At 71.5% G+C, this 16,960-nt stretch carries 21 protein-coding genes and 2 pseudogenes; 11 read left to right on the plus strand and 12 right to left on the minus strand.

Annotation, left to right across the window (positions count from 1 at the left end; all coding sequences use genetic code 11):
• Positions 1-5 precede the first annotated feature (5 nt).
• From ACIO9J_RS04800 to ACIO9J_RS04825, 6 genes and pseudogenes are all read left to right on the plus strand, one after another.
• Positions 6-242: a hypothetical protein gene (locus ACIO9J_RS04800; RefSeq protein WP_401992496.1), complete on the plus strand. Its 237-nt coding sequence runs from the start codon at positions 6-8 to the stop codon at positions 240-242.
• 274 nt (positions 243-516) lie between these two features.
• Positions 517-876, plus strand: a complete 360-nt coding sequence (locus ACIO9J_RS04805; RefSeq protein WP_401992499.1) for a DoxX family protein — start codon at positions 517-519, stop codon at positions 874-876.
• A 174-nt stretch (positions 877-1,050) separates the two neighbouring features.
• On the plus strand, positions 1,051-1,716 hold the full coding sequence (locus ACIO9J_RS04810) for a deoxynucleoside kinase (RefSeq protein ID WP_401992502.1): 666 nt from the start codon (positions 1,051-1,053) through the stop codon (positions 1,714-1,716).
• 490 nt (positions 1,717-2,206) lie between these two features.
• Positions 2,207-2,563: pseudogene (locus ACIO9J_RS04815) on the plus strand (DUF3592 domain-containing protein); the annotation flags it as partial.
• Positions 2,564-2,707: 144 nt separating this feature from the next.
• The gene (locus ACIO9J_RS04820; RefSeq protein ID WP_401993085.1) at positions 2,708-2,941 is read left to right on the plus strand and encodes a hypothetical protein; all 234 of its coding nucleotides are present in this window, start codon (positions 2,708-2,710) and stop codon (positions 2,939-2,941) included.
• Positions 2,902-3,102 (plus strand): LPXTG cell wall anchor domain-containing protein, encoded by a 201-nt coding sequence (locus ACIO9J_RS04825; protein WP_401992505.1) that lies wholly within the window; start codon positions 2,902-2,904, stop codon positions 3,100-3,102. The genes ACIO9J_RS04820 and ACIO9J_RS04825 overlap by 40 nt, the downstream gene beginning before the upstream one ends.
• 80 nt (positions 3,103-3,182) lie before the next feature.
• Here the strand turns inward: ACIO9J_RS04825 and ACIO9J_RS04830 are convergent, their stop codons facing one another.
• On the minus strand, positions 3,183-3,749 hold the full coding sequence (locus tag ACIO9J_RS04830) for a CGNR zinc finger domain-containing protein (protein WP_401992508.1): 567 nt from the start codon (positions 3,747-3,749) through the stop codon (positions 3,183-3,185).
• Positions 3,750-3,852: 103 nt separating this feature from the next.
• Here ACIO9J_RS04830 and ACIO9J_RS04835 point away from each other — a divergent pair, with 103 nt between their 5' ends.
• Positions 3,853-5,028, plus strand: coding sequence for an epoxide hydrolase family protein (locus ACIO9J_RS04835; RefSeq protein WP_401992511.1), 1,176 nt, complete (start codon positions 3,853-3,855; stop codon positions 5,026-5,028).
• 21 nt (positions 5,029-5,049) lie between these two features.
• On the opposite strand, the gene ACIO9J_RS04840 is transcribed toward ACIO9J_RS04835, so the two are convergent.
• Both ACIO9J_RS04840 and ACIO9J_RS04845 read right to left on the minus strand, forming a co-directional pair.
• Complete coding sequence (locus ACIO9J_RS04840; protein ID WP_401992514.1) at positions 5,050-5,898, minus strand: oxidoreductase; 849 nt, start codon at positions 5,896-5,898, stop codon at positions 5,050-5,052.
• A gap of 79 nt (positions 5,899-5,977) precedes the next feature.
• A complete protein-coding gene (locus tag ACIO9J_RS04845; protein ID WP_401992517.1) occupies positions 5,978-7,447 on the minus strand; it encodes an MFS transporter in 1,470 nt (489 codons plus the stop codon).
• Positions 7,448-7,615: 168 nt separating this feature from the next.
• Here ACIO9J_RS04845 and ACIO9J_RS04850 point away from each other — a divergent pair, with 168 nt between their 5' ends.
• A complete protein-coding gene (locus ACIO9J_RS04850) occupies positions 7,616-8,182 on the plus strand; it encodes a TetR/AcrR family transcriptional regulator (protein WP_401992520.1) in 567 nt (188 codons plus the stop codon).
• Positions 8,183-8,204: 22 nt separating this feature from the next.
• Here ACIO9J_RS04850 and ACIO9J_RS04855 read toward each other — a convergent pair whose 3' ends face one another.
• From ACIO9J_RS04855 to ACIO9J_RS04870, 4 genes are all read right to left on the minus strand, one after another.
• Positions 8,205-9,890 carry a sensor domain-containing protein gene (locus ACIO9J_RS04855; protein WP_401992523.1) on the minus strand — a complete coding sequence of 562 codons (1,686 nt, stop codon included), beginning with the start codon at positions 9,888-9,890 and terminating at the stop codon, positions 8,205-8,207.
• Between the two features lie 86 nt (positions 9,891-9,976).
• On the minus strand, positions 9,977-10,825 hold the full coding sequence (locus ACIO9J_RS04860; protein ID WP_401992526.1) for an FtsX-like permease family protein: 849 nt from the start codon (positions 10,823-10,825) through the stop codon (positions 9,977-9,979).
• Positions 10,826-10,852: 27 nt separating this feature from the next.
• Entirely contained in the window at positions 10,853-11,332 is a 480-nt protein-coding gene (locus ACIO9J_RS04865) for an FtsX-like permease family protein (protein WP_401992528.1), read from the minus strand.
• A complete protein-coding gene (locus ACIO9J_RS04870; RefSeq protein ID WP_401992531.1) occupies positions 11,329-11,451 on the minus strand; it encodes a hypothetical protein in 123 nt (40 codons plus the stop codon). Before ACIO9J_RS04870 ends, ACIO9J_RS04865 begins: the two co-directional genes overlap by 4 nt.
• A 195-nt stretch (positions 11,452-11,646) precedes the next feature.
• On the opposite strand from ACIO9J_RS04870, the gene ACIO9J_RS04875 reads away from it, so the two are divergent.
• Together ACIO9J_RS04875 and ACIO9J_RS04880 are read left to right on the plus strand one after the other, a co-directional pair.
• Positions 11,647-12,039, plus strand: a complete 393-nt coding sequence (locus ACIO9J_RS04875) for a VOC family protein (RefSeq protein WP_401992534.1) — start codon at positions 11,647-11,649, stop codon at positions 12,037-12,039.
• Between the two features lie 27 nt (positions 12,040-12,066).
• Positions 12,067-13,251 (plus strand): acyl-CoA dehydrogenase family protein, encoded by a 1,185-nt coding sequence (locus tag ACIO9J_RS04880; RefSeq protein WP_401992537.1) that lies wholly within the window; start codon positions 12,067-12,069, stop codon positions 13,249-13,251.
• A gap of 10 nt (positions 13,252-13,261) precedes the next feature.
• On the opposite strand, the gene ACIO9J_RS04885 is transcribed toward ACIO9J_RS04880, so the two are convergent.
• Entirely contained in the window at positions 13,262-13,777 is a 516-nt protein-coding gene (locus tag ACIO9J_RS04885) for a hypothetical protein (protein ID WP_401992540.1), read from the minus strand.
• On the opposite strand from ACIO9J_RS04885, the pseudogene ACIO9J_RS04890 reads away from it, so the two are divergent.
• Positions 13,718-14,056: pseudogene (locus ACIO9J_RS04890) on the plus strand (hypothetical protein); the annotation flags it as partial. The gene ACIO9J_RS04885 and the pseudogene ACIO9J_RS04890 overlap by 60 nt on opposite strands.
• A gap of 27 nt (positions 14,057-14,083) precedes the next feature.
• Here ACIO9J_RS04890 and ACIO9J_RS04895 read toward each other — a convergent pair.
• The 4 genes from ACIO9J_RS04895 to ACIO9J_RS04910 form a co-directional block, all read right to left on the minus strand.
• Positions 14,084-14,524: a VOC family protein gene (locus tag ACIO9J_RS04895; protein WP_401992543.1), complete on the minus strand. Its 441-nt coding sequence runs from the start codon at positions 14,522-14,524 to the stop codon at positions 14,084-14,086.
• Between the two features lie 167 nt (positions 14,525-14,691).
• Positions 14,692-15,948 carry an MFS transporter gene (locus ACIO9J_RS04900; protein WP_401992546.1) on the minus strand — a complete coding sequence of 419 codons (1,257 nt, stop codon included), beginning with the start codon at positions 15,946-15,948 and terminating at the stop codon, positions 14,692-14,694.
• Positions 15,945-16,706 carry an SDR family NAD(P)-dependent oxidoreductase gene (locus ACIO9J_RS04905; protein WP_401992549.1) on the minus strand — a complete coding sequence of 254 codons (762 nt, stop codon included), beginning with the start codon at positions 16,704-16,706 and terminating at the stop codon, positions 15,945-15,947. Before ACIO9J_RS04905 ends, ACIO9J_RS04900 begins: the two co-directional genes overlap by 4 nt.
• Complete coding sequence (locus ACIO9J_RS04910; protein WP_401993073.1) at positions 16,703-16,945, minus strand: acyl carrier protein; 243 nt, start codon at positions 16,943-16,945, stop codon at positions 16,703-16,705. The genes ACIO9J_RS04905 and ACIO9J_RS04910 overlap by 4 nt, the downstream gene beginning before the upstream one ends.
• Positions 16,946-16,960: the final 15 nt, after the last annotated feature.

The following is a 16,960-nucleotide window of genomic DNA, read 5'->3' on the forward strand; positions in this document are numbered from 1 at the left end:
CCCTGTTGAGCGAGGACCGGCTGTGCATCTGGGACAGCACCGTCACCCAGTCCAGGAACGGTTCCGAGAACGGTCCCGAGACCGACGCGATCATGCTCGGCACGAGTCAGCTGAAGAGCGCGATCCCCAAGTCCGAGACGTCGCGCTGCAAGAACAACACCGATGACTATGGGCCCTCGGCCCCTCGGGCCGCACCGAAGGAGCGCAGGCTCCACGGCTCCACGCTGCGGCGATACCCATGAGGTATCGGCCCTGCTGAACGGGTCTTGGACACCGGCGGGGTCCCGACGGTGCACTCATGAGCATGACCTCGACAGAACGAAGACCAGCGAGCTTCAGGCCGGCCCCGCGCCATGGCCGACACGACGCCCGTCATGGAATGAGCCGCTACGCGACACGGCCCGGCACCGACCTCGCCTGAGTCGGACGACGGAACCGCCCCTCCTCCAAGGGCCTCCCCAGCAATCGACGCAATCGACCGGCCCCCGCGAACCGGGGCCACCGTGAACGGGAACCATGAACATCGCCTATTGGACAGTCGCGGGACTGCTCGCGCTCTTCTACTTCTACGCGGGCACTCTGAAGATGATCCGCAGCCGCGATCAACTCCGGCCGATGATGGCTTGGGTCGACCGTCTGCCCTTGCCCGGCCTCAGGGCGCTGGGAGCGGTCGAGACACTCGGCGCGGCCGGTCTGATCCTGCCCCCTCTGACCGGCATCGCTCCCTGGCTGGCACCGGCCGCGGCCATCGGCTTCGTCCTTCTCCAAACCGGTGCGATCGCCGTGCACCTGACCGGCGGAGACCGCCGGATCGCGCTCAATGCCGGACTCATCGCCACCGCGGCCGTGACCGTCTGGCTGGCCACCGGCCTGTAACCGCCGACCGGTCCTCGACGGGTGGAGGCGACTGCTCGGCCGGCCGCCTCACCCTCCCTGCGCATCGGGCCCACGGCACGACCTGCCGTCGTTGTCATCTAAGCTTCACGGCGGCTCGTGGGGGCGGTCGGTCCGCGCGCGCGTGGACAGACGACCCCGGGGGAGAAGCGAGGAATGCCAGTGATCTGCGTCGGAGGCATGATCGGGATCGGCAAGACGAGTGTCGCCGAACTGATCGCCAAGGATCTGGGCAGCGAGGTCTTCTACGAGAGCGTCGAGGACAACCCGATCCTGCCGCTCTTCTACACGGCGACGCCCGAGGAGATCCAGGCCAACCGCTACCCCTTCCTGTTGCAGCTCTACTTCCTCCAGACGCGGTTCGCCGCGATCAAGGAGGCGTACAAGCGGGGCGACAACGTCCTCGACCGCTCCATCTACGAGGACTGGTACTTCGCCAAGGTCAACCACGACCTGGGCCGCATCAGCTCGCTCGAGATGCAGGTGTACGAGGGTCTGCTCGACGAGATGATGCGCGAGATCGACGGCCTGCCCTACCGCAAGGCGCCGGATCTCATGGTCTACCTTCAGGCGGACTTCGAGACCGTGCTGCACCGGATCGGCCTGCGGGGCCGCGCCTTCGAACAGGACGAGGGCCTCGTCGAGTACTACCGGACCCTCTGGTCCGGCTACGACGACTGGGTGCACAAGCACTACTCGGCCAGCGAGGTCCTCGTCATCGACATGAACAACACCGACGTGGTGAACGACCCCGAGGACGCGGCCCGCGTGGTCCACGAGGTCAAGGACGCCCTGGCGCAGGCCGCACGCCCGCGGGTATGACCCGCACGGGAGCCGGTGGGGAGTCCTACTTCGATCCGGTTCCGCTCCTCGGCGACGCACGCGCGGCTTTCACGGGGCGGTGGAGCGAGCGGAAGTGGCTCAACGTGCCCGGTCCGTTCTACGGCGCCGACACCGACACCTGCTGCACCGGCCGCCTCCACGCACCGGGGCTCGTGCTCTACGAGGGCGAGTACTTCTCCGAGTACGTCTACCGCCAGCCGCGGACGCGCGAGCAGCTCCGGCGGATCGGCGCGGCGTGTGGGAGGCCCTTGTGCCCCCGGGGCCGGTGCCCCCAGGGCCGGTGCCCCGGGACCGGCCCCGGCAGCAGCCCACCCCCGACACGCCGCACTGAGCGCGGACCGGGCCATCGGCGGATGCGAGGTGGCGTCCGCTCCCCCGGCAGGGGGCATGGGGTACCCGAGGAATCATCCACAGCAGGTAGGGGCAGCGGTGTGGGTCGCGATGGCGCTAGTGGCATCTCGTCCTCCTCGGGTTCGGCGTCCATGAGGCCGTGGTCCAGCGCCGGCTCCTGCGCGAGGGGATCCGCGTCAGGGGCCTGGTGATCCGCCACCTCGCGGACAGCACCGGAAGCGATGGCGGCCCTGTCTACTTCGCGGTGGTCGAGTTCGTCGACGCACGGGGTGGTCGCCACACGTTCCAGGCGGGGTCGTCCGGGGTCAAGGGACTCCCCGTGGGCGGTGAGGTCCCGGTGCGCCACCTTCCCGAGACTCCGACGAGCGCGCGAATCGACCTTCGCGGGCGGCGGATCGGGGAGGTCTCGGCGCGTTTCGGCGGCGGCATCCTCTTCACGGCCATCGGGGTCTGGATGCTCGTCACCGGTCGTTGAGCTCGTCAAGACATACGCCCGCCTCTACGCGGACAGCGTCGAGCAGGCTCTTCCCTTGCTCACGGAGTTGACCGGTTCCGAGGACCCCGACCTTCGTTTCACGGATGGTGAAGGGGAATTGGTCGGAATCGGCGATATTTCCTCTTGTTCGCCGGCCCTCCAGAGGAGCGCGCGAAGCACACGCACGGCTCCGCGACGGTCGTCGTCGACGACCTGGACGATCTGACGGCGACCCTGACGGCCGCCGGAGCCGTGATCACCGAGGCCGCCACGCCGGCCCCCACCGGCCGCTATCTGTACGCACGTCATGTCGGAGGACCGGAAGTGGGATACGTGGAATGGACGCCGGACCTGGTCCACCGCGTTGTCCCTCAGTGACCGCCCGCGCCCCACGGGCCCCGAAGGGTGGTGTGGCTGCTGGCGCCGAGCTGGCTAGCACGGGCGCACAGAGCAACACGGTGCCTGCCGCCGGGGCCGCCGCGCTCCTCGCCGGGGCCGGCATGGTGATGGCCGCGCGTCGCCGCGGGACGAACGACTAGAACCCGTCAGAACCCGTACACGAGACGCGGCCCCCGCCCTGGTGGCGGGGGTCTTCGGCCACCCCCGCCACGGACCGCGCCTATCCGAGCTCCTTGCGCTGGTTCGCGTGGAAGCGCGCCTTCTTCTCCCGGTTCCCGCACGTGTTCATCTCGCACCACCTGCGGGTGCGGCTCCGGCTGGTGTCGAAGAACGCGGCCCGGCAGGTCGGCGATGCGCACAGGGCCAGCTTGCCGTCCCGTTCGCCCGCGATGATGCCGATCGCGTCGGCGGCGATCACGCCCAGGGCGTCCTCCACGCAGGAAGCCGAGCCGAGCCGCCATCGCCGAGCGCCCTCGGGCGTCAGGACGGCCACTGCCCGGCCCTGAGCGCTGCGGTCGTTGATGACCTGGACGGCGGCCGCGGGCAGAGGTTCCTGGAGCGCGGCCGCGGTCAGCGCGGCGTGCAGCGATCCCCTTAGTTCCAGGGCGAGTTCGTGCTGGGCCGTGGTGCAGGAGTCCACGGCGAGGCCGCTCACCGTCAGCCAGTCGACGAGTCGCCGCGGGACCGGAACGCGTTCCACGGCGTCGCCGCACCGCTCCGTCAAAGTCGCCGTGAAGCTGGTCGGCAACACCTTGCCGAGACGGAAATCAGGGAACCGATCATGCATGGAACCACCTTAGCCGGTTGCGTCTCGGCGCCGGAACACGCTAGAACCGTCTTAGCCGGTTCACGCAAGATCCGGACCGGTTCCGCGACCACAGGAGGCCTCCATGCCCGGCGACGTACGAACAGACGTGCACGCATTTGAAGCCCACGCGACGGACGCCGACCTCGACGATCTGCGCGCACGGCTGGCCGCGGCGCGGCTGCCGGAGGCCGAGACGGTCCAACGCCCCGCGCCCGACGCCCGCCGATGGGATCAGGGTGTTCCGCTCGCCGATCTCGTCGACGTCGTGCACTACTGGCGCACCGCGTACGACTGGCGGTCGTTCGAGGCGCGCCTCGACGAGATCGGCCAGTTCCGTACGACCATCGGCGGTCTGGGCATCCATTTCCTGCACCGCCGATCCGCGCGCACGGATGCCACTCCCCTGCTCCTGACGCACGGCTGGCCGGGCAGCATCGCCGAATTCGTCGATGTGGTCGACGAGTTGGCCGATCCGGAGGACGCGGACGCCCCGGCGTTCCACGTCGTCGTACCGTCGCTGCCGGGCTTCGGTTACAGCGAAAAGCCGGCCACCACCGGGTGGGGGACGGAGAAGATCGCGGCCGCCTGGGTGGAGCTGATGGGACGGCTCGGCTACGACAAGTTCACCGCCCACGGCGGCGATTGGGGCGGCAACATCACCACGGTCCTCGCGGGCAGGTTCCCGGCGCACGTGCTCGGCATCCACACCACGTTCGCGGAGGCCCCGCCCGGTCTTTCGACGGACGGGCTGACGGCGGCCGAGCGGCAATGGACCGAGGACACCCGCCACTTCTGGCGCCATCGCGCGGCATACGCGAAGCAGCAGGCGACCCGGCCGCAGACCATCGGCTACGCGCTCGTCGACTCACCGGTCGGGCTGCTCGCCTGGATCCTCGACAAGTTCGCCGAGTGGTCGGACACCGAGGACAGCCCGTTCGAGACGATCTCCATGGACAGGATCCTGGACGACGTCACCCTGTACTGGCTGATGCGGACCGGAGCGTCGTCGGCCCGCATCTACTATGAGAGCCACAACTCGTTGGACCCCGAACTCCGTGTCGACGTCCCGTCGGCCATCACCATGTATCCCCGCGACATCGAGAAGTCGCCGCGCGCCTGGGCGCAGGAGCGGTACCGCCGGATCGTCCGGTGGCGGTCGCCGGAGGCCGGGGGACACTTCCCGTCGCTGGAGGTGCCCGAGTACTTCGTCAAGGATCTGTGGGAAGGCCTCGCGGCGGTCCTGGCCGCCCGTCGGTGAACGGCGCCGGAGCCCTCCCGTTCACCGGATCTGCTCCCCGTCGGGGTAGTCGGTGGACCTCGACAGCTCGTCCCACGCGGCCGTCTCCGCGTCGAAGGCGGCACGGGCGTCGGCGACCAGGCGGAGGGCGTCGCTGCCGAGGATGAGGTGGGTCGGCGGCGCTTCGGCCTCCACCACGGCGAGCAGGGCGCGGCCCGCTCCGGCGGGATCGCCGAGCTGCCGCCCTCGCATGTCGAGCCGGCGGTCGCGGATGGGGGCGAAGGACGCGTCGTAGTCGGCGATGGCGCTCTCCACGCGGTGCATCGAGCGGCCCGCCCAGTCGGTGCGGAAGGAGCCGGGCTCGATGGCCGTGACGTGGATGCCGAACGGCGCGACCTCCGGGGCGAGCGTGGCCGCGATGCCCTCCACGGCGAACTTGGAGCCGTGATAGGCGGCCAGACCGGGGAACGCGCGCAGACCGCCCATGGAGGTCACGAACAGGATGTGTCCCGCGCGGCGCTCACGCATGCGGGGCAGCACGGCCTGGGTGACCGCGATGACGCCGAAGACGTTGACGTCGAACTGGTGGCGGAAGGTGTCGAGCGGGGTCTCCTCGAAGGTTCCCTCGACGCCGTACCCGGCGTTGTTGACGAGTACATCGATGGGCCCCACCTCGTCCTCGACCGCGGCGACGGTCCGCGCGACGGCCCCGGTGTCGGTGACGTCGAGGACGCGGGCGTGGGCGCGGCCCGGAGCCAACTCCTCGAAGGCAGCGGTCTGGTCGGGGTTCCGGACCGTACCGATGACGGTGTGGCCGGCCTCAAGGGCGGCGACGGCGAAGGCGCGGCCGAGTCCGCTGCTCACGCCGGTGATGAGGAACGTGCGGGACATGTATCTCTCCAGGGGAGTCGAAGTTTCGGATGGCCATGGGAGCAGGAGGAGACCGATGGCGTCGACGCCGATGCCGTCGTCAACTCGCTTTCACGGGTACCTCGTTCGGCGTGCCGAGCACCTCCGAACCGGTGGGCCGGTGCGCCACCGCGGGGCCGCCCACGGGCTTGGACCTCGCCAGCAACAGGCCCGTGAACACCGCCGTGGCCAGCGTGACGGCCCCGGCGGCGACGAAGGCGCTGTCGAGGCCGGCCTCGAAGGAGCCGCCGCCGGACTGCCGGTTGCGGACGACGGCACCGAGCACCGCCACGCCGAGCACCGCGCCGATCTGCCGGGTGGTGCTGCTGATGCCGGAGGCGAGGCCGCCTTCCTGCGGGCTGACCGACTGGATGGCGGCGCCGGTCAGCGGGGACATGGTCAGCGCGAAGCCGATGCCGACGACCGCGAGGCGCCACCACACGTTGCCGTAACCGGTGTCGGCGTGCACCCAGCCGAGCGCGAGGAGCCCTCCTCCGGCCAGGGCCAGGCCGATGGTGACCACCACGCGGTAGCCGTACCGGGCGGCGAGCCGGCCCGCGTACGGGCTGACGAGCACCATGCCGAGGGAGACGGGGAGCGTCTGGAGACCGGCGCGCAGGATCGAGCTGCCCTGGACGTACACGAAGAACTGGGAGAAGAAGAACGACGAGCCGCTGAGCGCGAACCCCACCACGACCATGGCGGTGTTGGACACGGTGAACAGCCGCTGCCGGAAAAGGCCGAGCGGCAGCATCGGCGCGACGCGACGCGCTTCGACGGCGCAGAAGGCGACGACGAGGACCGCAGCGGCGGCGAAGCTGCCCAGGATGACGGGTGAGGTCCAGCCGCGGGCGCCGCCCTCGATCAGCCCGTAGGTGAGGACCCCCACCGCCAGGACGGACAGCACCGTGCCCGGGACGTCGATCGCGGGGGCGCCCGGATTGCGGGACTCGCCGAGGTGGCGCAGGCCGACCAGCAGCAGGACCAGGCCGATGGGCAGGTTGACCAGGAAGATGGCGGGCCAGCCGAAGGCCTCCGTCAGCACGCCGCCGGCCACGGGGCCCGCGGCCAGACCGATGCCGCTGAATCCGGCCCACAGGCCGATCGCCTTGACCCGTTCCTGCGGCATCGGGTGGGCGGCGACGAGCAGGGCCAGCGAGGCAGGGCTCAGCGCCGCGGCCCCGACGCCCTGCAACACCCGTCCCGCGATCAGCCAGCCGACGGAGGGCGCGAGGCTGCACAGCAGGGAAGCGGCGGTGAACAACACCACGCCGGTCAGGTACACGCGCTTGCGGCCGAAGCGGTCGGCGAAGACGCCGCCGGACAGCAGCAGCATCGCGACCAGCAGCACGTACGCGTCGACGATCCATTGCAGGCCGGTCAGTTGAGTGTGCAGCCGCTGCTGCATGTCGGGCAGCGCCGCTCCGACGATCGTGTTGTCGAGCAGCACCATGAATTGGCCCAGGCAGGTCACCGTGAGCAGTACGGCCCGGTTTGACTTACCGGCTACGGCCGCAGGCGATGCGGTCATGGGGATCCCTCTCCCTCGTCCGATGCGCCCGGCCACGGTCGACGCGGCTGCCGAATACGGCAGGTGCCGAATACACCCGAGCGCTTTAACGCAGTCGGTGACTGCGTTAGGAGACTGTAGAGAGGACATCCCACAAACGCAAGTGGCTCCTGCGTTAAGGTAGGGAGCATGAACGAGCAACAGCGGGCCCGGCGGCCCGGCGGACGCAGTGCCCGCGTCGCCGCGGAGGTGCACCGGGCCGTCACCGACCTGATCGTCGAGCGCGGTTACGGGAAGTTCACCGTCGGCGAGGTCGCGGCCCGCGCGGGCGTGGCCGACAGCAGCATCTACCGCCGGTGGGGCAACCTGGAGGCGCTGCTCAGCGACGTGATGCTCAACCACCTCAACGCGCAGTCACCGATGCCCGACACCGGGACCATCGACGGCGACCTGCGCACCTACGCGGCCAACGTGGCGCGCGAGATCACCGGCCCCGCGGGGCTCGCGCTGGTACGCCTGGCCGTCGCCCTGTCGAGCGACAGCGAGCACGCCGTACGGGCCCGTGACCAGCTGCGCGACGAACGCACCCGCCAGCTCCAGTCCATGCTCGACCGCGCCCGCGCACGCGGGGAGGACGCACCCGACGCGCTCGGCGTGCTGGACCACATCCTGGCCCCGATGTACATCCGGGTCCTGTTCGGCATCGGCCCGCTCACTCCGGAGTACGTCGACGGGCTGGTCGACCGGTTGCTGTGACCTCGGGGCCGGGCAGGCCTGCTCAGTCGAGCCGGTCGAGGTAGTGCAGGACCGCGAGGACACGGCGGTGCTGGGACTCGGTCTGGGGCAGGCCGAGCTTGTCGAAGATCGCCGCGGCGTGCTTCTCCACCGCCCGTCGTGAGATGCCGGACGCGTCCGCGATGGCCGTATCGGTGCGGCCTTCGGCCATCGCGGACAGCACCTCGCGCTCCCGGCCGGTGAGCGGCGCGAGCGCCTCGGCGGTGCGGCGCGCGGCGAGGAGCTGGGTGACCACTTCCGGGTCGAGCGCCGTACCGCCGTCCGCGACACGGCACAGCGCGTCGAGGAACTCGTCCATGTCCACGACGCGTTCCTTGAGCAGATAGCCGAGTCCGGCGAGGCCACCGGCCACGAGCCGGTCGGCGTAGCGCGTCTCGACGTACTGCGAGCCGGCGAGCCCGGTTCCGCCGACGCCCCGTGTCACGCCGTGCGGACGCGGCTGCGCGCCGCCGTGGCCGTCGTCCCGGACGGTCAGCCTCAGTGCGCCTCCGGTGGGCGCCTGTTCGATGTGTGCTCCGATCCGGACGGCGGTGGCGCCGGAGTGCCGGGTGGCGTTGGCGAGCAGTTCGGCCGCGCAGAAGTAGGCGATGGACTCGATCGCCTCCGGCGGCCGCACGGGCAGGTCGGTCACCGCCGTGGCGGGAAGGCCGGCTCGGGCGGCGAGGGTTTCCAGGGCCACGTCGAGACCGTCGTTGAGGGCCGGCGGGTGGATGCCGCGGACGAGGTCCCGCAGTTCGCCGATCGCGGTCCTGGACTCGGCGAGGGCGGTGCCCACCAGCTCTCGCCCCACGGTGAGGTCGGCCTGGTCACCGGGGAGGCGGGCCAGCTTCTCGTGCGCGCGGGCGAGCGTCATCGCCACCGCGACCATCCGGGCCTGGGCGCCGTCGTGCAGGTCGCGTTCGATCCGGCGGAGGGTGGCGGCGGAGTCCTGCACGGCGAGCGCGCGGGTGTCCTCCAGGACGTGCACGCGGGCGTCCAGACGACCGCGCCCGAGCAGTGCGCGGGCCATCGGCCGGACGGCCAGATCGAGCAGGCCCCGGGTGCACCAGGTGGCGAGCGCCATCGGCAGGAGCCCCGCCAGGCAGGTCAGCAGCGCGGCGGGCCAGTTGTCGAGCTGTACGCCTCCGAACCCGAGCCCGAAACCGCGGTGACCGTCGTCCGAGCTGACGAACCGCCACCAGAGGGGATAGGTCACCGCGAAGAGCGCGTACAGGCGGATCGTCGCGGACACCAGGACCAGGAGCGCCCCGACCGGCAGGAAGGCCAGGGTGAACGCGGCGCAGCGCCAGCCGTCGGCGTCGGTCAGCGCGGCGCGGGCCCGGGTGCGGAGGCCGCCGGGCGGCCGCTCCCGCCGGGGCGGCGGCTTGATCCGCTCGCCGAGCAGCCCGCTCAGGAGTGCGCGGTGCACGGCCCCGGCGCCACGCGCCACGACCGGCACGGCGATGATCAGCACGAGGCCCACCAGGACGACCGACCCGACGAGACCCGTGGCGAGCATCGTGAGGAGCACGAGTCCGCAGAGGAAGCCGGGGAGCGGCGCGAGTAGCCCGTACACGAACTCGCCGGGTGTGCCGAAGGCCGCGCGGAGTACGCCACGCGTCCAGCGCCACGGCCGACCCGAGGTGGGCTGTGGGTGGTCGGGACGATGCCGGTGGAGTGGGGGGTTCATGGTCATCTCTCTCGGCGTGGCACGCCGCTTCGGAGCGGTTCCCATCATCACCGACCGTCCTCTCCCATGAGGGCGATCGCGTGACGTCAATGCGCGTGGCGCGTCAGGCCGTCCATCGGCCGCACCCGCAGCATGCGCAGCAGCGGCGCGCCCGAGGAGACCGCGACCAGTGCCGCGCCGAACAGCGCGACGGCGAGCCAGGCCCACCCCGGCAGCCCGCTCAGCGGCGTGCCGGTGCGGGCGCCGAGCGGCAGCATCACCGCGCAGCCCGCGGCCGCTCCCGTGCCGACCCCGGCGAGCGTGATGATCGCGCCTTCGGTCGCGACCGTCTGGACGATCTGCCACCGCCGGGCGCCGACCACGCGCAGCAACGAGAACTCACGCAGCCGCTCCAGGGCCAGCATCACCAGGGTGTTGGCGGCGACGAGACCGCCGAAGCTGACGACCACCAGCGTGAGGAAGACCTCGCCCCACCGGTCCGCCGCGGAGTCGGTCCCTGATCCGGTGGCCGTGGTCAGCTCGGCCACCGCGAAGGCCGTGACCAGCGCGACCGGGGTGATCGCGGCGGACAGCCTGCGCGCCCTCGCGCGGGTCCCCGCCACCGCCAGCTCGCCGGGCGCCCCGCCGGAGGCCCGCAACAAGGGAGCGCACAGGGCGCTCACGCACCGCCCGATCCACGGCCCGGCGAGGCCGATGGCGGCCAGGTGGCAGAGCAGCACCAGCGGGATCGTCTGGGACGCGTTCTCGACGGGCCCCTCGACCGCGACCACGGTCAGCACGACCCCGGCGGCCAGGGCGACCAGCGACGCCACACCGCGCAGCATGCCCACGTGTTCGCCGCCCTGGACGGCGGACTCGGCGAGCGCCGCCGAAGGGCGGGTACGGGACGCCCGCCAGCCCGCGACCAGACCGGCGAGCTGCGAACAGACCACCATGGTCCCGCCCGCTGCAAGGAGCGGGGGCTACCCGACGTGGAAGGACACACCGGCCGGGGCCATGCCGTGCGCGGTCAGGCCGTCCAGCCAGAAGTGGCCGAGCAGCGCTCCGAGTCCGTAGCCGAAGGGCAGCGCGGCGAGCGCGGTGCCGAGTGCCTCGACGGCGACCATCCGGCGGATCTGCCGGGGCTCGGCGCCGATCGCGCGCAACAGCGCGCTCTCCCGCTTGCGTTGGGCCACCGCGAGCGCCATCACCTGGCTGATCACGAAGATGGACAGGTACACCGACATCACGCAGAAGCCGATGCCCATGTCGGTGAGGTCGGCGAGCTGTGCGCGGACGGCGGGACCGGCGCCCGGCGGCACGGCCGACGCCGAGACGGCCATCGAGACGCCCGCGGTGACCATGGTGGCGGTGAGCACGAGGGCCGCGAAGGTCCCTGCCAGCGCGGACGGGCGCGAGCGGACGGCCGCGGTGGCCAGACCGGTGGGTCGTCGGACGCTCATCGGGCCTGTCCCCCTGCCGCGGCGACGGCTCCGTACCCGCCCTCTCCGCCGTCCCCGCCGTCTCCCCCGCCGCGGCCGTAGGACCGGCTGACCCGCTCCAGCTCCAGCACATCGCTCATGCCGTAAACGCTACGAAACCGCAGCTCAGAGCCGCCATGGAGCGCTCCCCCGGAAAACGGGGTTCGCTTTCCCGAACCCGGGGCGGGTCCTGGGCGGAGCCTGGGCGTATCGGCGCCCGGCACACTGTGCTCAGGCCTTGCACCCGTCCGGTCGGGGCCGGTCGATCACGCCGCCGCCTCCCGAAGGGAACACCCATGGAACTCACCCAAGTCCGGCTCCTCGTCACGGACTTCGCCAGTTGTTACCGCTTCTACCGGGACGTGCTGGGCCTGGAGCCGCAGTTCGCCGCGGAGGAGGGCCCGTATGCGAAGTTCACGCCCGACGGCGGCACCGGGGGCATCGCGTTGCAGGACCGCGCCCAGATGGCTCAGGTGCTGCGCGAACTCGCCGTGGAGCCGCGGGGTTTCCGCTCCCTCGTGGTCCTGCGCGTCGATGACATCGACGGCTACTGCAAGGAGATCTCCGCGCGAGGAGCCGAACTCGTCCGTGGCCCGTCTCCCATGACGGACCGCATGCGCGTCGCCCACGTCATGGATCCGGCGGGGAACCTCGTCGAACTCCAGCAGTGGCTCGCCCCACGCGGCTGAGGAACGGACCATGAGGAGAGGGATTCCATGACGGGCAAGGGTCAGCTGCATGTCGGTACGGAACTGGCGGGAGTGCTGGAGCGGATCGACGCGCTCGGCGGGATGCTCGACGAACGGGCCGACGCCGCCGATGAGTTGGGCCGGTTGCCGGAGGACACCGCACGGGCCCTCCTGGACACCGGGATCGTACGGGCCGAACTCCCCCTGAGCCTCGGTGGATACGAGTTCGCACCGCGGCAGCTGATCGAGACGGTGGAGCGGGCGAGCTACCACGACGCCTCGGCCGGGTGGACCATGTTCGCGCTCCAGGTGATGACGGGGACCACCGCGGCGTACCTCGCCGCGGACGCGGCGGCCGAGCTGTTCCCCGACACGCCGAACGGGAAGTACGCGCTGCTCTCCGGGCACGGCGCACGCCCCGGCCGGGCGGTCTCCGTGGCGGGCGGCTACCGGGTCAGCGGGGAGTGGCAGTTCGCCTCCGGGATGGCGCACGCCACCCACATCCACAGCGCGATCCTGGTCGAGGGCACCGACGAGCTGCGGATCCTCGCGATGCCGAAGTCGCAGGTGACCCTGGACGGCAACTGGGACGTGCTCGGCCTGCGCGCGACCCACAGCATCGACTACCACTGCACCGACGTCCACGTACCGTACGAGTACACCTACGACGCGACCACCCACACCCCGGTCAACGGCGGCGCCCTCTACCGCCTCGGCCTGGTCGCCATGACGGCGATCGGGCACACGGGCTGGGCACTCGGCGTCGGCCGGCGGCTCCTGGACGAGTTGAAGCGGGTCGCGGCGGCACGCACCGGTTCGCGGGGCGCCGCGGTCGACACCTCCCACTTCCACGCCGAGTACGCGACGGCGGAGGCCAGGCTCCGGGCGGCCAGGGCCTGGGTGGACGACGTCTGGCAGGACGTCGAACAGACCCTGGACGAGGGTGAGTTGCCGAGCACCGAGCAGGAGACGCTGATCCGTCTCGTCCTGAACCACACGACCACGACCGCGTACGAGGTGGGCCAGACCGTGCACCACTGGGCGGGCTCGGCGGCGATCCGCCGGGGCCCGGTCGACCGGTTCCTGCGCGATCTCGGCACGGGCACGCAGCACATCACGTCGAGCCCGGTGGTGCTCCAGAACTGCGGCAAGTGGCTGAGCGGCGCCCGGCCGGACGCCAGGTGGAGCTTCCTGGACCTGACCGACGCGTGAACCGTACGGGTCAGCCGACTCCTGGCCGCTCACGCGGCGAGCGCCCCTCGGATGCCGCTTTCGGCGCGGCGGCCAGCAGGACGGCAAGGCGGCGCAGCACATCCATCTGGGCGTCGTTGCAGATCTCCCGGAGTGCGCTGCCGACCGTCTTCTTCGCGGAATCCTCGCCGCGCGGGGCGTCGGCGGGCAGTTGGTCGAAGGCCTCGCCGGCGGGGTCGATGAGCGGGTCGTTCATCAGGTCGGTCCAGGCGGCCATGCCCTTGAGGCCGAGCACGCTGCCCATCACGGTGACGACCGAGCGGTCCGCGTCGGACATCGGAGTGTCGGCCCCGGCGGTGGCGAACTGCGGCGGCAGGTCGGTCGGCGCCGACTGCCGGAGTATGAGGCCGAGTTCCATCCTGGCCCGCTGCAACCGTTCGATGGTGGTGGCCAGTTCGGCGTCGAGGGCGCGCAACGCCTCGGCCGGATGGTCGTCCGCATCGCCCGTCCCGCCGATCTGGGACAGCGAGAGAGAGCGGTGACGCACAGTGGCAACGGCCGCGTCCCCAAGGGCGCGGCGTGGACCCAGCACTACTTCCCGTCCTAGGACGACTCCGGCACCGAGCTGCACGCCGACGTCCTGCTGCCCGAGGATCTGCCCCGAGGCAAGTAGGTGCCGGTCATCCTGTCCGTCGGCGCCTGCTTCGGGCACTCCGGCGAACTCACGGACGAGAAGTGGACGAAGACCGGCCCGTCCGCGCGCTTCAAGGATCTCGCGGAGGAGGCCGACCTGTTCGACCGGGGTTACGCCGCCCTCGCCCCGGACACCTACACCGCTCGGCGGCCCCGTCTCTCAGCTCAGTTGCTCGGCCAGTCCGACGATGACGCCCTCCGGACCACGGACGTAGCAGAGCAGATAGCTGTCCTCGAACCGCGCCAGCTCGCCGACGAGTTCGGCGCCGTGCGGGCGCAGGCGGGCGAGGGTGTCCTTGATGTCGTCGACGGCGAACATGACGCGGTGCGTGCCCAGGATGTTGTGCGGCTGATCGCGCCGCTCGGGACGCGTCGCCGCGGGGCTGCGGTACTTCGCCAGTTCGAGCCTGCTGTGACCGTCCGGGGTCCGGACCATCGCGATGTCGCAGTGGACGCCGTCGAGTCCGGTGCACTGGTCGGCGACGAGGCCCTTGACCTCGGTCCTGCCCTCCAGCTCCAGACCGAGCTCCACGAAGAACGCGATGGCCGCGTCCAGGTCCTCGACGACGATGCCCACATTGTCCATCCGCTGAACCGCCATGACGCTCTCTCCTTCTTCCGTATGCGGCCGGTGGTGGCCGCTGACATCCCTGGGACGGAGCCGTCGCGGCATTCTCGACATGCGCGGACCGCCGAACTCAGAAAAATCTGTATCTCATCCCAGCGTCGGAGACCGGCCCGTCCGCCGCCGACACGCCCTCGGCCCGGTCAGCGCAGCGACCGCATCTCCGCGCTCGCCGCGACCACCCCCGCGCAGGCCAGGACCGCACCGCCACAGACCAGGAACAACGTCGTCGTGCCGTACGGAAGCAGCGCTCCCGCGATCACGTAGGAGAACGGGTCGAACGCCACCGTGGCCAGGACGACGAGGCTCAGTACACGGCCGAGCAGGCCTGCGGGCACGCGCTCCTGGAGCGTGGCCACGATGACCACTCCGAGGAACGCGGATCCGATGCCGATGAGCGCGACGACCGCCGTCGCGGCGACGACGTGGGTGACGGCGGCGAGTCCTGCCATGCCCGCGCCGATCGCCGCGACCCCGCCGACCACGGTCCAGCCGCGCCGGGCGGGCGGCCGCCACCCGGCGACGAGCGAGCCGGCCAGGGAGCCCGCGCCGAATCCGGAGAGCACGATGCCCAGGGCTCCCGCGCCGCCGAGGCGCTGGTCGGCGAGGACCGCGCCGCCCACGAGCACCGGGCCCACCACCGTGATGTTGATCAGTGCGACGGCCCCGAGCATGCCCCGTACCAGGGGTTCCCGCCAGGCGTACCGCAGGCCCGCGGCGAGGGCGCGCGCGCTGCTGACCGACTCGCCGTCGTCGGGGTCCTGACCGGCGCCCTCGCCCTCGGTCCCGCCCCGCCGGAGCACGCGGATGAGCGTGCTGAGGGTGGCGGCGGCCAGCGCGGCCGTCGCCGTGATCACCCCGAGCGTCGCGTCGAAGCCGATGACGGCGATGGCTCCGGCGGCCACCGCGGGGCCGACCAGATCGCCTCCCGACTCGGCGCCCTGCACGAGACCGTTGACCCGGGTGAGCTTCTCGGTCGGCACGACGGCGGGGATCAGGGCGAGCGCCGCGGGGAAGTACGCGGCGTCGGCGGCGCCGAGCAGGGTGGCGAGCAGCGCGACCGTCGTCACCGAGGGCGAGGTGAGCGTGACCAGGGCGCCGAGGGCGAGCAGGACGGCGACCCGGAGCCAGGACGCGGTGGCCGCGACGCGTGCGGGACCGAGGCGGTCGACCAGGACCCCCGCGGGGAGCAGCAGCACCGCGCGCGGCAGGGCGACGGCCACGAGGACGAGTCCCGTGGAGATGCCCGGTTCCGACAGGTCGAGCACGAAGAGCGTGAGCCAGACCAGGAACAGCGCGTCGACCACGCCCGCGAGGCCCTCGCCCACGACCAGGCGGCGCAGGTGGGGATCGCCGAGCGGTGCGCGGGGCAGCGGTTGGCCGACCGGCTTCGTCGTCATGCGATGTGCGTGCCCCCGTCCACCGTCAGCGTGGTGCCGGTGACGTACGACGCCGCGTCGGACACGAGGAAGAGCAGCGCGGCGGCGAGTTCCTCGGGCCGGCCGACCCGGCCCGCGAGCACGCGCGGCAGCATCGCCTCGACGTACCCCTCGGTGTAGCCGTCGGTCATCGCGGAGTCGAAGAGGCCGGGCGCCAGGGCGTTCACGCGGATGCCCTTGCCGGGGGTCCACTGCTGGGCGAGGTCGCGGGTGAGCCCGAGGATCCCGGCCTTCGACGCCGTGTACGCGGCCTGCGGCACACCGCCCGTGACCAGCGCGAGGATGCTCGACACGTTGACGATGGCGCTGCCGGGCCGCATCACGGCGCCCGCGGCCTGGGCCATCCAGTAGGAGCCGTTGAGGTTGATGTCGATGACCTCGCGGAACTGCTCCGGTGTCTCGTCGTCGGCGGGCAGTTCGCTGCTGATCCCCGCGTTGTTGACGAGGATGTCCACGCGCCCGAACTCCTGCACGGCCGCGGCGACCAGGGCGCGGCACTGCTCCGGACTGGCGATGTCGGTGCGGACGGCGACGGCCCGGCGGCCGAGCTTCTCGACGGCCGCACGCGTGGCCTCCAGCCGTTCGGCGCGCCGCGCCCCGAGCACGACGTCGGCACCGGCCTCCGCCAGGGCCGTGGCGAAGGCGACGCCGAGGCCGGAGGACGCGCCGGTGACGACGGCGACGCGGCCGTCGATGCGGAAGCGGTCGAGCACGCTCACCGGTGGTCGGCGATGTAGGTCACCGCGTCGCCGACCGTTCTCAGCTCCGCGACCCGGTCGTCGGGGATCTTCACGGCGAACCTGTCCTCGAACATCACGGTGATCTCCACCATCGCCAGGGAGTCGATGTCGAGGTCGTCGGTGAAGGACCTTTCGGTGCGCACCTCGGCGGAGGCGATGCCTGCGACCTCTTCGACGATGCCGGCGACGGCGTTGAGGATTTCGGTGTTGTCCACCAGGGACTTCCCTTCTCG

This window comes from Streptomyces sp. NPDC087300 (assembly GCF_044744425.1).
Taxonomy (GTDB): Bacteria; Actinomycetota; Actinomycetes; order Streptomycetales; family Streptomycetaceae; genus Streptomyces.

Bases quoted from the DNA above. Each gene is read 5' to 3' on its own strand.
- ACIO9J_RS04855 (WP_401992523.1), bottom strand. From the start codon at position 9,890: ATGAACCCCCCACTCCACCGGCATCGTCCCGACCACCCACAGCCCACC.
- ACIO9J_RS04835 (WP_401992511.1), top strand. From the start codon at position 3,853: ATGCCCGGCGACGTACGAACAGACGTGCACGCATTTGAAGCCCACGCG.
- ACIO9J_RS04900 (WP_401992546.1), bottom strand. From the start codon at position 15,948: ATGACGACGAAGCCGGTCGGCCAACCGCTGCCCCGCGCACCGCTCGGC.
- ACIO9J_RS04870 (WP_401992531.1), bottom strand. From the start codon at position 11,451: ATGAGCGATGTGCTGGAGCTGGAGCGGGTCAGCCGGTCCTACGGCCGC.
- ACIO9J_RS04805 (WP_401992499.1), top strand. From the start codon at position 517: ATGAACATCGCCTATTGGACAGTCGCGGGACTGCTCGCGCTCTTCTAC.
- ACIO9J_RS04840 (WP_401992514.1), bottom strand. From the start codon at position 5,898: ATGTCCCGCACGTTCCTCATCACCGGCGTGAGCAGCGGACTCGGCCGC.
- ACIO9J_RS04865 (WP_401992528.1), bottom strand. From the start codon at position 11,332: ATGAGCGTCCGACGACCCACCGGTCTGGCCACCGCGGCCGTCCGCTCG.
- ACIO9J_RS04845 (WP_401992517.1), bottom strand. From the start codon at position 7,447: ATGACCGCATCGCCTGCGGCCGTAGCCGGTAAGTCAAACCGGGCCGTA.
- ACIO9J_RS04895 (WP_401992543.1), bottom strand. From the start codon at position 14,524: ATGGCGGTTCAGCGGATGGACAATGTGGGCATCGTCGTCGAGGACCTG.
- ACIO9J_RS04875 (WP_401992534.1), top strand. From the start codon at position 11,647: ATGGAACTCACCCAAGTCCGGCTCCTCGTCACGGACTTCGCCAGTTGT.
- ACIO9J_RS04825 (WP_401992505.1), top strand. From the start codon at position 2,902: ATGGACGCCGGACCTGGTCCACCGCGTTGTCCCTCAGTGACCGCCCGC.
- ACIO9J_RS04860 (WP_401992526.1), bottom strand. From the start codon at position 10,825: ATGGTGGTCTGTTCGCAGCTCGCCGGTCTGGTCGCGGGCTGGCGGGCG.
- ACIO9J_RS04850 (WP_401992520.1), top strand. From the start codon at position 7,616: ATGAACGAGCAACAGCGGGCCCGGCGGCCCGGCGGACGCAGTGCCCGC.
- ACIO9J_RS04830 (WP_401992508.1), bottom strand. From the start codon at position 3,749: ATGCATGATCGGTTCCCTGATTTCCGTCTCGGCAAGGTGTTGCCGACC.
- ACIO9J_RS04810 (WP_401992502.1), top strand. From the start codon at position 1,051: ATGCCAGTGATCTGCGTCGGAGGCATGATCGGGATCGGCAAGACGAGT.
- ACIO9J_RS04880 (WP_401992537.1), top strand. From the start codon at position 12,067: ATGACGGGCAAGGGTCAGCTGCATGTCGGTACGGAACTGGCGGGAGTG.